This is a genomic window from Streptomyces sp. NPDC101227 (assembly GCF_044767545.1).
GTDB lineage: Bacteria > Actinomycetota > Actinomycetes > Streptomycetales > Streptomycetaceae > Streptomyces.
In genome coordinates this window covers 120785-134302 of the sequence record NZ_JBIWOD010000023.1, presented here as the reverse complement: position 1 = coordinate 134302, position 13518 = coordinate 120785, and the positions used below count along the sequence as shown (strand labels likewise).

13 protein-coding genes are annotated in these 13518 nt (G+C 72.1%); 10 read left to right on the top strand and 3 right to left on the bottom strand.

Annotation, left to right across the window (positions count from 1 at the left end):
* Positions 1 to 228 precede the first annotated feature (228 nt).
* Positions 229 to 2025, bottom strand: a complete 1797-nt coding sequence (locus ACIRPT_RS36255; protein WP_403506910.1) for an AMP-dependent synthetase/ligase — start codon at positions 2023 to 2025, stop codon at positions 229 to 231.
* 284 nt (positions 2026 to 2309) lie between these two features.
* Here ACIRPT_RS36255 and ACIRPT_RS36250 point away from each other — a divergent pair, with 284 nt between their 5' ends.
* From ACIRPT_RS36250 to ACIRPT_RS36225, 6 genes are all read left to right on the top strand, one after another.
* Positions 2310 to 3086 (top strand): metallophosphoesterase, encoded by a 777-nt coding sequence (locus ACIRPT_RS36250; RefSeq protein WP_403506912.1) that lies wholly within the window; start codon positions 2310 to 2312, stop codon positions 3084 to 3086.
* 151 nt (positions 3087 to 3237) lie between these two features.
* Positions 3238 to 3744: an SRPBCC family protein gene (locus ACIRPT_RS36245; RefSeq protein ID WP_403506914.1), complete on the top strand. Its 507-nt coding sequence runs from the start codon at positions 3238 to 3240 to the stop codon at positions 3742 to 3744.
* Between the two features lie 2 nt (positions 3745 to 3746).
* Positions 3747 to 4991: an ArsA family ATPase gene (locus ACIRPT_RS36240; RefSeq protein ID WP_403835257.1), complete on the top strand. Its 1245-nt coding sequence runs from the start codon at positions 3747 to 3749 to the stop codon at positions 4989 to 4991.
* Between the two features lie 208 nt (positions 4992 to 5199).
* Positions 5200 to 5679 (top strand): DUF5304 domain-containing protein, encoded by a 480-nt coding sequence (locus ACIRPT_RS36235; protein ID WP_403506918.1) that lies wholly within the window; start codon positions 5200 to 5202, stop codon positions 5677 to 5679.
* Between the two features lie 86 nt (positions 5680 to 5765).
* The gene (locus ACIRPT_RS36230; protein WP_403506920.1) at positions 5766 to 6707 is read left to right on the top strand and encodes an ROK family glucokinase; all 942 of its coding nucleotides are present in this window, start codon (positions 5766 to 5768) and stop codon (positions 6705 to 6707) included.
* A 220-nt stretch (positions 6708 to 6927) separates the two neighbouring features.
* Complete coding sequence (locus ACIRPT_RS36225; protein ID WP_403506922.1) at positions 6928 to 7677, top strand: endonuclease/exonuclease/phosphatase family protein; 750 nt, start codon at positions 6928 to 6930, stop codon at positions 7675 to 7677.
* 7 nt (positions 7678 to 7684) lie between these two features.
* On the opposite strand, the gene ACIRPT_RS36220 is transcribed toward ACIRPT_RS36225, so the two are convergent.
* The gene (locus ACIRPT_RS36220; RefSeq protein WP_403506924.1) at positions 7685 to 8344 is read right to left on the bottom strand and encodes a hypothetical protein; all 660 of its coding nucleotides are present in this window, start codon (positions 8342 to 8344) and stop codon (positions 7685 to 7687) included.
* The gene (locus ACIRPT_RS36215; RefSeq protein ID WP_403506926.1) at positions 8331 to 9128 is read right to left on the bottom strand and encodes an alpha/beta hydrolase; all 798 of its coding nucleotides are present in this window, start codon (positions 9126 to 9128) and stop codon (positions 8331 to 8333) included. Before ACIRPT_RS36215 ends, ACIRPT_RS36220 begins: the two co-directional genes overlap by 14 nt.
* Positions 9129 to 9346: 218 nt before the next feature.
* Between ACIRPT_RS36215 and ACIRPT_RS36210 the strand changes: the two genes are divergently transcribed.
* The 4 genes from ACIRPT_RS36210 (at position 9347) to ACIRPT_RS36195 (ending at position 13268) form a co-directional block, all read left to right on the top strand.
* Entirely contained in the window at positions 9347 to 10096 is a 750-nt protein-coding gene (locus ACIRPT_RS36210) for a lysophospholipid acyltransferase family protein (RefSeq protein WP_403506928.1), read from the top strand.
* Positions 10097 to 10125: 29 nt separating this feature from the next.
* Complete coding sequence (gene macS, locus ACIRPT_RS36205) at positions 10126 to 11400, top strand: MacS family sensor histidine kinase (protein ID WP_403835252.1); 1275 nt, start codon at positions 10126 to 10128, stop codon at positions 11398 to 11400.
* The gene (locus ACIRPT_RS36200; protein ID WP_403506932.1) at positions 11397 to 12068 is read left to right on the top strand and encodes a response regulator; all 672 of its coding nucleotides are present in this window, start codon (positions 11397 to 11399) and stop codon (positions 12066 to 12068) included. Before macS ends, ACIRPT_RS36200 begins: the two co-directional genes overlap by 4 nt.
* A 171-nt stretch (positions 12069 to 12239) precedes the next feature.
* Complete coding sequence (locus ACIRPT_RS36195; RefSeq protein WP_403835247.1) at positions 12240 to 13268, top strand: 6-phosphofructokinase; 1029 nt, start codon at positions 12240 to 12242, stop codon at positions 13266 to 13268.
* Positions 13269 to 13518 lie beyond the last annotated feature (250 nt).

The window sequence follows — 13518 nt, the reverse complement described above, 5'->3', positions numbered from 1 at the left end:
CAGCGGACCGGCCCGCCGCAGGCGCAACGGCGGGAGAGCCGGACCATCGGCCCAGGCAAAGCGCAGCGGACCGGCCCGCCGCAGGCGCAACGGCGGGAGAGCCGGACCATCGGCCCAGGCAAAGCGCAGCGGACCGGCCCGCCGCAGGCGCAACGGCGAGACACCCCCACGGCGGGAAAGCCGAAACATCGGCCCAGGCAAAGCGCAGCGGACCGGCGAACGGCCTAACTACCCACGGTAAATCGCCTCGATTTCCTCGGCGAAGTCCTTTGCCACAACGTTTCGCTTCAGCTTCAGGGAGGGCGTGACGTGCCCGGACTCCTCCGTGAACTGCGTCGGCAGGATGCGGAACTTGCGTACCGACTCGGCCTTCGACACGGCCGCGTTGCCGTCGTCGACCGCGCGCTGGACGGCGGCCAGCAGCTCCGGGTCCTTGGCGATGTCGGCGGGGGCGACATCGGCCGGGTGGCCGTGTTCCTCCGCCCAGCGGGGCAGGAATTCCTCGTCGAGGGTGATCAGGGCGCCGATGAAGGGGCGGCCGTCGCCGACGACCATGCATTCGGCGATCAGCGCATGGGCGCGGATACGGTCCTCGATGACCGCCGGGGCGACGTTCTTGCCGCCCGCGGTGACCAGGATTTCCTTCTTGCGGCCGGTGATGGCGAGGTAGCCGTCCTCGTCGAGGGTGCCGATGTCACCGGTGTGGAACCAGCCATCGGAGAGCGCCTCTTCGGTGGCCGAGGGGTTGTTCCAGTACTCGGTGAAGAGGTGCTCGCCGTGCAGGAGGACCTCGCCGTCGTCGGCGATGCGGACGACGGAGCCGGGCAGCGGCTGGCCGACGGTGCCGATCTTCTGACGGTCCCAGGGGTTGAAGGCGGTGGCCGCGCAGGACTCCGTCAGGCCGTAGCCCTCCAGGACGGTGAAGCCGATGCCGCGGTAGAAGTGGCCCAGGCGCTCGCCGAGCGGGGCGCCACCCGAAATGGCGTGGGTGGCGCGGCCGCCGAGGACGCCGCGGAGCTTGCCGTAGACGACGCGGTCGAAGACCTTGTACTTGAGCTTGAGGCCGAGCGAGGGGCCGTCGGCGGTGTCCAGCGCGCGGCTGTAGGCGATGGCGGTGTCGGCCGCCTTGTCGAAGATCTTGCCCTTGCCGTCGGCCTGCGCCTTGGCCCGGGCCGAGTTGTAGACCTTCTCGAAGACGCGGGGCACGCCCAGGATCATCGTCGGACGGAAGGAGGCCAGGTCGTCCGTGAGGTGCTTGATGTCGGGGGCGTGGCCGAGCTTGATGGGGGCCATCAGCGCCGCCACCTGGACCAGGCGCCCGAAGACGTGCGCCACCGGGAGGAAGAGCAGGACGGAGGAGTCGCCCGTACGGAAGAGCGGGCGCAGGCGCTCGACGACATTGCCGCACTCGGCGAAGAAGCTGCGGTGGCTGAGCACACAGCCCTTGGGACGGCCGGTGGTGCCGGAGGTGTAGACGATGGTGGCGGGCGAGTCCGCGTCGGCCAGCGCGCTGCGCTCGTCGACCTCCTCGTCCGTGATGCCGTCGCCCGCGGCCCGCAGCCGGGCCACCGCGTCCCGCTCGATCTGCCAGATGTTCTCCAGGTCGGGCAGCCGGTCGCGGACCGATTCGACGGCGGCCTCATGGGCGGGGCTCTCCACCAGGCAGGCCACCGCGCCCGAGTCGCCGAGTATCCACTGGATCTGCTCGGCGGAGCTGGTCTCGTACACCGGGACGGTGATCGCGCCGGCGCTCCAGATCGCGAAGTCCGCCAGCGTCCACTCGTAGCGGGTGCGCGACATCAGGCCGACGCGGTCGCCGGGCTTGACGCCGGAGGCCATCAGGCCCTTGGCGATGGCGCGGACCTCGGCGAGGAAGGTGGTGGCGGTGACGTCCTGCCACTGCCCGTTCACCTTGCGTCCGATGACCGCAACATCCGGGTGCTGCGCGGCATTTCGGCGGATGAGATCCGTCAGATTGCCGTCCGCGGGGACCTCGTACAGGGCCGGAAGGCTGAACTCGCGCAAGACTGCTGCTCCTCATTGGCGCCGGCGCCACGACGCTGTGCGTACACCGGTTGCGGTCCATGATCATGCAAGGGGGATTGGACTGCCCGGACGTTACCCACCGGTATTGCTTCAGGGATAGGGGGTCACGGCCAGATGTTTGATGCGTCACATACGCACTCAGGGTTTACGACACGCCATGGAACTGCTCCCGCGCAGAGTAGACCAGCGGCGTGCTGACCCGAAAGTAACCCCAGGTCGTGGGCGGCCTCCCGGCAACTGCCCGGGGCATCTATGGTGGCGCCATGCGTGTGCATGTGGTCAGTGACGTTCATGGCAACAGTCGTGGCCTGGCCGCCGCGGGCGATGGCGCCGACGCGGTGGTCTGCCTCGGTGACCTGGTGCTCTTCCTGGATTACGCCGATCACTCGCGCGGCATCTTCCCCGATCTGTTCGGCGCTGAGAACGCCCGCGCCCTCGTCGAACTGCGCACCGCGCGCCGCTTCGAGGAGGCCCGTGACCTGGGCCGCAGGCTCTGGGGCGAGCTGGAGGGGGCGGGCCACAGCCGGGAGTCGGTCATCGAGGGCGCGGTCCGCAAGCAGTACGCCGAGTTGTTCGCCGCCTTTCCCACACCTACGTACGCCACGTACGGGAATGTCGATATGCCGCGGCTGTGGTCCGAGTACGCGGGGGAGGGCGTCACCGTTCTCGACGGCCAGCGGGTGGAGATCGGGGGCCGGGTGTTCGGGTTCGTCGGCGGTGGGCTCACGACGCCGATGGCCACTCCGTACGAGATCGGGGACGAGGAGTACGCCGCCAAGATCGAGGCGGTGGGGGAGGTGGACGTGCTGTGCACGCACATTCCGCCGGATGTTCCCGAGCTCTGCTACGACACCGTCGCCCGCCGCTTCGAGCGGGGGAGTTCGGCGCTGCTGGACGCGATTCGCCGGACCCGTCCCCGTTACTCCCTCTTCGGGCATGTGCATCAGCCGCTCGCGCGCCGGGTGCGGATCGGCACCACGGAGTGCGTCAACGTCGGGCACTTCAACGCGACCGCCACGCCCTACGTCCTGGAGTGGTGAGCCCGGTGCCGGCGGTGGGCCCGGCCGCGCGTCCGCCGGGCATGCCCCGCGCGGTAGCCTTCAGCAGCACGGACACGGAGTTTGACGAGGTTGACGCGAGTCGGCGGACCGGCCCGAATCGGCATGGAATTGGCATGGAGGAGTCACGGCGATGGCCGAACACACCAGCTCAAGCATCACGATCGAGGCGGCGCCCGCCGAAGTGATGGGAGTGATCGCCGACTTTGACCGCTATCCGGAGTGGACCGGAGAGGTCAAGGAGGCGGAGGTGCTGGCCAAGGACGACCGGGGCCGCGCCGAGCAGGTGCGCCTGGTGCTGGACGCCGGTGCGATCAAGGACGACCACACCCTCGCCTACACCTGGACCGGCGAGAACGAGGTCGGCTGGTCGCTGGTCAAGTCGCAGATGCTGCGGGCGCTGGACGGTTCGTACCGGCTTGCCGCGGTGCGGGGCGGCGCGGCGACCGAGGTGACGTACCGGCTCACCGTCGATGTGAAGATCCCGATGCTCGGGATGATCAAGCGCAAGGCGGAGAAGGTCATCATCGACCGGGCGCTGGCCGGGCTGAAGAAGCGCGTCGAGAGCGGCCCCGGGCGCGCCGCCGACGCCGCGGCCGAGGAATCCGGTGGGTCCGCCGACGAGGGCAAGAAGCTCTGAGCGTGCGCACTGTCCTCGTCACCGGTCCCGGCGGCGCCGGCCGCAGCACGCTGGCCGCCGCGACCGCCCTGGCCGGTGCCCGGCGGGGAGCGCGCGTACTGCTGCTCACGACCGAGAGCAGTGCTCCGGAAACGGTGCTGCGCTCGCGTCTGAGGGCGGATGTCGCGACCGCGATAGCCCCCGGCCTGCGCGCCCGCCGCATCGACTCCGGCGACCGCTTCCGCCAGGAGTTCCTCGCCTTCCAGGAACGCGCCGGCGCCGCCCTCGACCTGCTCGGGGCCAGCCCGCTCGACGAGGACGAACTCACCGAACTCCCCGGCTCCGAGGCCTTCGCGCTGCTGCACGCCCTGCGCGCCGAACACTCCTCGGGCGACCGGGACCTGCTCGTCGTCGACATGCCGCCCGCCGCCGAAACGATCCGGCTGCTCGCGCTGCCCGCCCAGGTCCGCCGCTATCTGCGCCGCCTGCTGCCGCCCGAGCGCCAGGCCGCCCGCGCGCTGCGCCCGGTCCTCGCCCAGCTCGCCGGCGTCCCGATGCCGGCCCAGAAGCTGTACGAGGCCGCCGAGCGCTGGGAGCGCGAACTCGCCGTCGTCCAGCGGGTGATCGAGGCCCCCGGCACCTCCGTACGCCTGGTCACCGACGCCGGCCCGGTCGCCGCCGCGGCCCTGCGCGACCTGCGCGCCGGGCTCGCGCTCCACGGCCGGCGTACCGATGCCCTCCTCGTCAACCGCCTGCTGCCCACCGGCTCCGCGGACCCCTTCCTCGCCGCCCTCTCCGGCGGCCAGCAGACCGCACTCAAGGTGCTGCGCGAGGAGTTCCCCGATCTGCCGCTGCGCGAGGTGCCGCACCTGGGCCGGGACCCGCAGGGCATCGAGGACCTGGCCGAGCTGGCGGAGCCGGCCGCTCCCGCCGAACCGGACGACCAGGCAGAACAGGAAGAACCGGCGGACGCGACCGGACCCGTCACCGCCCGCCCCGACCCCTGGACCGTGGTGGACCGCCTCGCCACCGACGGCATCCTCCTGTGGCGGGTGCCGCTGCCCGGCGCCCGGCGCGACGGCCTGGGCCTGGTGCGCCGCGGCGACGAAATCGTCGTCACCGTCGGCCCCTTCCGGCGGATCCGTACGCTCCCCTCCGCGCTGCGCCGCTGCACCGTCTCCGGCGCCGGACTGCGCGACGGAGTCCTCGACATCCGCTTCACCCCCGACCCCGCGCTGTGGCCGGCGGGCCCGGAACGGAGTTCTTGAACGCCGCACGGTCACGCGGTGGGCGGGTGCCCGGCGGCGTTGCCGCCGCGATCACGCCCCCGCGGACGGCCGCACAGACGGCCGCACGGATGCCGCCGGCGAAATCCGTACATATTTTCGCCCTCGGTGCCGAAAGGCCGACGTTGTGAGCCGGCATCGTTGGTAACGTCGGGAGTAAGTCCCGCCGCCGGAGCCCACGGAGAACATCATGAGTGACGCCACCGAGCGCCCCGCCGACCGCACGGCCGGCGTCGACGCCGATGCCTGGGAGACGGCCTGCGCCGAGGACCTCGCGGCGGAGCAGGACCGCCGCCGCAGCACGTACGGCCCGCAGCCGGGCAGCGCCGCCGAAGAGCTGCGCAAGCTCGCCGAGGCCGTCACGGACAAGCTCGCCGGGATCCAGCTCCCCGGCGCGCTGGGCGGGATCGCCGCACAGGGCGCCGTCAACCAGCTGTTCCGGCAGGCCAAGGCCGCAGTCGAGCCGGTCATCGAGCGCAACCCCGATGTCTTCGACCACCTCGCCGCGGCCGGTTCCGAACTGCTCGCCGCCTACCGCTCGGCCGTCGAGCGCAGCGAGCGCCGCTGGACCCGCGACGACGACCGCACCGCCGACCGCCCCGAGGGCCGCTCCGGCGACCCGCGCGACGACGAAGGCCCCGCAGGCACCGAGCGCATCGATCTCGACTGACGCCCCGCAACCGCGCGGCAGGGAAGGCGGTCCCTCCTCCGGTACGGTTGATCCCGGCGGGGTTCGAGCGAATAACTGAGGGACACATGGGACTCACCATCGGCGTCGACATCGGCGGCACGAAGATCGCGGCCGGCGTGGTCGACGAAGAGGGCTCGATCCTCGAAACATGCCAGGTGCCGACCCCGCAGGCCACCGACGCGCTGACCGAGGCCATCGCGGACGCGGTCCGCACGGTCGGGACCGGCCACCAGATCGAGGCCGTCGGCATCGGCGCGGCCGGCTATGTGGACGAGAAGCGGGCCACGGTTCTCTTCGCACCCAACATCGACTGGCGCCACGAGCCGCTCAAGGACAAGGTCGAGCAGCGCGTCGGCCTCCCCGTGGTCGTCGAGAACGACGCCAACGCCGCGGCCTGGGGCGAGTACAGGTTCGGCGCCGGCCAGGGCCACAGCGACGTCATCTGCATCACGCTCGGCACGGGCCTGGGCGGCGGCATCATCATCGGCAACAAGCTGCGCCGCGGCCGCTTCGGCGTCGCCGCGGAGTTCGGCCACATCCGCGTCGTGCCCGACGGCCTGCTGTGCGGCTGCGGCAGCCAGGGCTGCTGGGAGCAGTACGCGTCCGGCCGCGCCCTGCTGCGCTACGCCCGCCAGCGCGCCTTCGCCACCCCCGAGAACGCCACGGTGCTGCTCTCGCTCGGCGACGGCACCCCCGAGGGCATCCAGGGCAAGCACGTCAGCGCGGCCGCCCGCCAGGGCGATGCGGTCGCCATCGACTCCTTCCGCGAACTGGCCCGCTGGGCCGGCGCGGGCCTGGCCGACCTCGCCTCCCTCTTCGACCCGTCCGCCTTCATCGTCGGCGGCGGCGTCTCCGATGAGGGCGAGCTGGTCCTCGACCCGATCCGCAAGTCCTTCCGCCGCTGGCTGGTGGGCAACCAGTACCGCCCGCACGCCCAGGTGCTCGCCGCCCAGCTGGGCGGCAAGGCCGGGCTGGTCGGCGCGGCCGACCTCGCTCGTCAGGGCTGAGCTGCCTTGTGCGCCTAAATCGGCGCCGCTCTCGCGGAGGCGGCTGCTCGCCGTGGGGGTTGCTCAATTGATGGTTGCTGTGTCTGGGCGCCGGTGATCCGCGCTACGGCAATGTGCCCGCCATGTCCCCCGGGATGTGGCGGGCATTGCCCTAGTCTGGGCCCGCGTGCGCCCCGTCCCACGGCCCGTATCGCGGCCCCGGCGAGAGGACTTGTCCCCTTTGACCTCGCTCCCCGACTCCCGTACGGAACCCGACGGCTCCGCCGTCATCCGGGTGCTCAGCTACAACATCCGCTCGCTGCGCGACGACCGGGCGGCGCTGGCGCGGGTCATCCGGGCCTGCGCCCCGGACCTCGTGCTGATCCAGGAGGCGCCGCGGTTCTTCCGCTGGCGCAAGGCCGCCGAGCGGCTGGCCCGTGCGTCGGGGCTGGTGTACGTCACCGGCGGCGCCACGGCCGCGGGCCCGATGATCCTGTCCACGCTGCGCGCCCATGTGGAGCGTACGGAGGACTTCCTGCTGCCCCGCACCCGCGGCCTGCACCAGCGGGGCTTCGCGACCGCCGTGGTACGGATCGGCGGCGCCCGGCTCGGGGTGCTCAGCTGCCACCTCAGCCTCGCCGACGCGGAGCGCTACCGGCAGGCGGGGCTGCTGCTGGAGCGCCTGGCGCTGCTGGACGTGCCGTACGCGGTCGCGGGCGGGGACCTCAACGACCGGCCGGACGGGCGGAGTTTCCGGCGGCTGGCGGGGGCGCTGACGGACGGCTGGACGGCCGAGCCGTGGGGCGGGGAGTTCACCTCCACGCCCCATGAGCCGCATCAGCGGATCGACGCCGTGTTCGCGACGGAGGGCGTGGAGGTGCTCGGCTGCGGCGTACCGTACGGCCTGCCCGGCGTGCGGGAGGCGGATCTGCGGGCCGCCACGGACCACCTGCCGGTGCTGGCCGCGCTGCGGGTACCGGCCGGCGGCTGACCGGGGTCTACACCACGGCCCCGCCTCCCGGGAGATCGTCGTCGTCCCCGTCGTCGTTCTTCATCCGCCCCACCAGCGTGGCGAAGCCGCCGAGAAAGCCGCCGATGCCCAGGAGGGCGATCCACCACGTCACGGGCTGCTGGAAGATCACCATCGCCACCAGCAGCAGCGGACCGCCGAGCACCGCGAGCCAGGCGAACTTCGTCGTGACATCGGCCGGCGGCAGCGGGGGCGGCTCCGGCGGCGTGAAGTGGCCCTCGTCCGTTGCGTCGAAGTCGTCGTCGGACGGCTCAGCGGCGCTCCAGTCGCGTGGTCCGACGCCGGGTGCGAAGACGACGAAGCTGCCGGGCCGGGCGCTTCCGGAGGCCTTGTCACCGGCCTCCGGAGCCGCCTTGCCGTCCTTGCCGCCAGTACCGTCCGTGCCGTCCGTACTGCTTTTGCCGTCCGTGCTGTCCATACCGTCCCCGGCGGCCTTGCTTGCTTTGTCGGCCTTGCCGGCCTTGGTGGCTTTGTCGTCCTTGGCGTCCCCGCCGTCCATACGGACGACGGCGGAGTCCGCTTCCGCTTCGGGGAACTCAGGCTGCTCGCCGTACCCCGCGACGATCTCGGCCCAGGCGGCCTCTTCGTCCAGCGGTTCCTGGGGGTCGCGCGAGCTATGCTCCGCCACTGGCCGCCGTCCCCTCCTTGACGCCACCGGGCAGGACCTCGGGGGCGAGCCGGGTGATGAAGGCGAAGGTGTCCGCGAAGATCTGCTCGGCGTCGTGGTCGAGCGTGGCGACGTGGTAGCTGCGCTCCAGCAGCTTGTGCCGGACGTCCGTGGAGGACACCCGGGCCAGGATCCGCTCCGAGTCCGCGGGCGGTACGACATGGTCCTGCGGGCTGGTCATCACCAGCAACGGCTGGGTGACGCCCGGGAGTTCGGAGTCGACCTGCTGGAAGAGGCGGCGCACCGAGTACGCGGCGTGCAGCGGCACCCGGTCGTAGCCGACCTCCTCGGCGCCCGGCTTGGCGATGTCGCTGGCGATCCCCTTGGTCGACCGTACGAGATGCCGCAGCACCGGAAGCAGCGGCGCCGCGGCATCATGGACCTTGTTGGCAGGGTTGACCACGGCCACGCCGCTGATCGCGTCGCCGTGCCTGGCGGCCAGCCGCAGCGCCAGCGCGGCGCCCATGGACAGGCCGCAGACGAAGACCTTGGTGCAGCGCTCGGACAGCGCGCGCAGCTCGCGGTCGACCTCCGCGTACCAGTCCTGCCACGTGGTGATCGCCAGGTCCTGCCAGCGGGTGCCGTGCCCCGGCAGCAGTGGCAGGGCGACGGTCAGCCCCTGGTCGGCCAGATGGTCGGCCCAGGGGCGTACGGACTGAGGGGAGCCGGTGAAGCCGTGGCACACAAGGACGCCGACCTCTCCGCCGTCACGGCGGAACGGCTCGGCTCCGGGAAGGAGCGGCACCGGGGAACTCCGATCGATAAAGGGGGCCTGGTGGGTTACCTCAGGGTACGCGGAGCAACGCGGAGCGGATAGGTCCGGCGGGGCCCGCGCGGCCCGTTGCCCGGCGCCCGCTCGGCCGTAGATGGGCCTCTCGCAGCCCCGCCGCGGCGAGCGGGGCGCCGGGGCAGGTTAAGGTCTTTGCGTCACACACAGGAGGCAGTCGGTTGATCTACGGCGCAATGAAGTTTTCCATCGGCGGGTCGCTGAAGCTTGCGTTCAGGCCCTGGGTGGAAGGCATCGAGAACATCCCCGCCGAGGGTCCGGCGATCCTCGCGAGCAACCACCTGTCCTTCTCGGACTCCTTCTTCCTGCCCGCGGTGCTCGACCGCAAGGTCACCTTCATCGCCAAGGCCGAGTACTTCACCTCCCCGGGGGTGAAGGGCAAGCTGACGGCCGCGTTCTTCAAGGGCGTCGGCCAGCTGCCCGTCGACCGCTCGGGCGGCCGGGGTGCGGGCGAGGCGGCGATCAAGAGCGGCATCGAGGTGCTGGAGCGCGGTGAGCTGTTCGGCATCTACCCGGAGGGCACCCGCTCCCCGGACGGCCGCCTCTACCGCGGCAAGCCGGGCGGCCTGGCCCGCGTCGCGCTGGCCACCGGGGCGCCGGTCATCCCCGTAGCGATGATCGACACCGAGAAGGTGCAGCCTCCGGGCAAGATCGTCCCGAAGATGATCCGGCCGGGCATCCGGATCGGTAAGCCGCTGGACTTCACCCGCTATCAGGGCATGGAGGGCGACCGCTTCATCCTGCGGTCGGTCACCGACGAGGTCATGTACGAGATCATGAAGCTGTCCGGCCAGGAGTACGTCGACGTCTACGCGACGGCGGCCAAGCGGCAGATCGCCGAGGCGGCGAAGGCGGCCGAGACGAAGAAGAAGGCGGAGACGGAGGCCGGCAAGGCCGCCGGGAAGGCCGAGACGACCGGGGCGTAAACGCGCCGGCGAGGGGTGGGGGGCCCGGCATGACGGATGCCGACACGGAGCCGGTCAGCGGTGCCGCCAGGCGCCACGGCAAGCGTCCGCCGAGAGTGCTGCGGATGTCCGTGGAGCTGCCGCTGTGGCGCGCGCTCACCGGCTACCGCATCCTCACCCTCGTCTACGCGCTGTGCCTGTTCGCGCTCACGTACAAGCAGTACGCGCACCCGCTGGGCGCCGGCGCCTATATGGCGGCGCTCACCGTCTGGATGGGCTTCACCTGGCGCCGCACGACCACCGCGGAGCGCTGCACCCGGCACTTCCTGATCGCCGACCTCACCTTCGCGGTCGGCGGCATCCTGCTGACGTCGCTGGTCGACACCCACGCCCGCATCCTGGACGGCGGGCCCACCCTGCCCTCGATCTGGACGGCGGGCGCGGTCCTGGGCTTCGCGATCAAGCGCGGCTGGCGCTGGGCCGCGGTGGCCTCCACCGCGGTGGCCGTCGCCAACCTCGTCGAACGCCAGGAACTGGCCCGCGACACCATCCACAACGTCGTCCTGGTGTGGGTGGCCAGCGTCGCCATCGGCTATGTCGTCGAGGTCGCCCGCGCCAGCGAGCGCACCCTCGCCCGCGCCCTGCAGATCGAGGCCGCCACCCGCGAACGGGAGCGCCTGGCCCGCGACATCCACGACAGCGTGCTGCAGGTGCTGGCGATGGTGCAGCGGCGCGGCGCCGCGATCGGCGGCGAGGCGGCCGAGCTGGGCCGGATGGCGGGCGAACAGGAGGTCGCGCTGCGGACGTTGGTCTCCGGCGGACTGATGCCGCCGCCGCGCGCCGAGGCCGCACCGCCGCCGGCCCCGGGCACCGGCGGGCCGCCCGCACCGGCCGGCGGCCCGTGCGACGTCCGTGCCCTGCTCGCCCCGTACGCGGGCGCCGGCGTCACCTTCTCCGAGCCCGGCGCCCCGGTCGAGCTGGCCGCCGCCGCCGCGGCGGAGCTGGCGGCCGCTGTCGGTGCCGCACTGGACAATGTGCGGGTGCACGCGGGGGACGACGCCCACGCGTGGATCCTGGTGGAGGACGAACCGCAGTCGGTGATCGTGACGGTCCGCGACGACGGCCCCGGCATCCCCGAGGGACGGCTCGCGGACGCCGAGCGCGAGGGCCGCCTCGGCGTGGCCCTGTCGATCCGCGGCCGGCTGCGGGACCTGGGCGGCAACGCCGAGTGGATCTCGATCCCCGGCCAGGGCACGGAAGTCGAGCTGACGGTTCCCAAGGGCGCGGCGCCCAAGGGCAGAGGGCGGGGGAAGGCGAAAGAGTGAGTGAACAGACGGGCCTGAGGGTGATGGTGGTCGACGACCACCCGATGTGGCGGGACGCGGTCGCGCGGGACCTGGCCGAGGCCGGATGCGATGTGGTGGCCACGGCCGGCGACGGCCTCCAGGCGGTGCGCCGGGCGCAGGCCGCCGCCCCCGATGTGCTGGTGCTCGACCTGAATCTGCCGGGCCTGCCCGGCGTCCAGGTGTGCAAGGAGCTGGTCGGCACCCTTCCGGCGCTGCGGGTGCTGGTGCTCTCCGCGAGCGGCGAGCACGCCGACGTCCTGGAGGCGGTCAAGTCCGGGGCCACCGGCTATCTGCTGAAGTCGGCGAGCACGGAGGAGCTGCTGGACGCGGTGCGCCGCACGGCCGCCGGCGACCCGGTGTTCACGCCGGGCCTGGCCGGTCTGGTGCTCGGCGAGTACCGCCGCCTGGCCACCGAACCGGCCCCCTCGACGCCGGACGAGCCGGGCGCGCCGCAGCTGACGGAGCGGGAGACCGAGGTGCTGCGCCTGGTGGCCAAGGGCCTCTCGTACAAGCAGATCGCCGAGCGGCTGGTCATTTCGCACCGCACGGTGCAGAACCACGTCCAGAACACCCTCGGCAAGCTCCAGTTGCACAACCGCGTGGAGCTGGTGCGGTACGCCATCGAGCGCGGCCTCGACGACGCGTAACCACGCAGCCGTGAGTTCACCCGCTCGTACGGGTGAACGCCCGGCATCAACTCCCGGGCAAATCAATGGAATCGGCGTTTGCCCCATCCCGGAGTGACGTACGTCACCATTAGCGTGACGCGGGTCCGCTCATGCACGGCCGTACGCGGCCACGACGGGATAGGTGAAGCGATGCGGGTCGGAGTACTCACCGGTGGCGGCGACTGCCCTGGTCTGAACGCGGTGATCAGGGCCGCCGTCCGCAAGGGCACCCAGGAATACGGATATGACTTCGTCGGCTTCCGGGACGGATGGCGCGGCCCCCTCGAGGGCGACACGGTGCCGTTGGACATCGCGGCGGTCCGCGGGATCCTGCCGCGCGGCGGCACCATCCTCGGCTCCTCGCGGACCAACCCCTTCGCGTCGGAGGACGGCATCCGCCGGATCAAGGACACGCTGGCCAAGAACGAGATCGATGCGCTGATCGCGATCGGCGGCGAGGACACCCTCGGCGTCGCCACCCGTCTCTCCGGCGAATACGACGTGCCCTGCGTCGGCGTCCCCAAGACCATCGACAACGACCTCTCGGCCACCGACTACACCTTCGGCTTCGACACCGCCGTCGGCGTCGCCACCGAGGCCATCGACCGGCTCCACACCACCGCCGAATCCCACATGCGGGTCCTCGTCGTCGAGGTGATGGGCCGTCACGCCGGCTGGATCGCCCTGCACTCCGGGCTCGCCGGCGGCGCCAATGTCATCCTCATCCCCGAGCAGCGCTTCGACATCGGCGAGGTCTGCGGCTGGATCGAGTCCCGCTTCAAGGTCCGCTACGCCCCGATCGTGGTCGTCGCCGAGGGCGCGATGCCCAAGGACGGCCAGATGGTCCTCAAGGACGGGTCCACCGACTCCTTCGGGCACGTCCGGCTCTCGGGCGTGGGGGAGTGGCTGGCCAAGGAGATCGAAGCGCGCACCGGCAAGGAGGCGCGCACGACGGTCCTCGGGCACACCCAGCGCGGTGGCACGCCCAGCGCCTTCGACCGCTGGCTGGCCACCCGCTTCGGGCTGCACGCCATCGACGCGGTACGGGACGGCGACTTCGGGAAGATGGTCGCGCTGCGCGGCACCGACATCGTCCGGGTGCCGATCGCGGAGGCGACCGCGAAGCTGAAGACCGTCGACCCGTCGCTCTACTCCGAGGCGGGCGTCTTCTTCGGCTGAGCTGCCGGGCCCGGTCCTTCGGTCGAGCCCCTCGGCCGAGCCACGCCGCGGCGGCGCGCCCGGGGGCCGCGGTCGTGGGGCCCGGCGCGGCGGGCGTGTCGACGTAACCCCGGGGCCGGACCCCCTGATTCCGGGATCCCCGGATCCCCGGGAATGCCCCGCCCGCCCGCCGCGTTGTGGCCCGCAGGGGGCGCGCGCGACCCTTACGGGATCTGTTCGCCCGCACCCTAAGGGGCCCCGCCCACGCCCT

Coding starts and splice junctions, on each gene's coding strand:
- ACIRPT_RS36250 (WP_403506912.1), top strand. CDS start 2,310: ATGCGTGTGCATGTGGTCAGTGACGTTCATGGCAACAGTCGTGGCCTG.
- ACIRPT_RS36245 (WP_403506914.1), top strand. CDS start 3,238: ATGGCCGAACACACCAGCTCAAGCATCACGATCGAGGCGGCGCCCGCC.
- ACIRPT_RS36235 (WP_403506918.1), top strand. CDS start 5,200: ATGAGTGACGCCACCGAGCGCCCCGCCGACCGCACGGCCGGCGTCGAC.
- ACIRPT_RS36230 (WP_403506920.1), top strand. CDS start 5,766: ATGGGACTCACCATCGGCGTCGACATCGGCGGCACGAAGATCGCGGCC.
- ACIRPT_RS36210 (WP_403506928.1), top strand. CDS start 9,347: ATGAAGTTTTCCATCGGCGGGTCGCTGAAGCTTGCGTTCAGGCCCTGG.
- macS (WP_403835252.1), top strand. CDS start 10,126: ATGACGGATGCCGACACGGAGCCGGTCAGCGGTGCCGCCAGGCGCCAC.
- ACIRPT_RS36195 (WP_403835247.1), top strand. CDS start 12,240: ATGCGGGTCGGAGTACTCACCGGTGGCGGCGACTGCCCTGGTCTGAAC.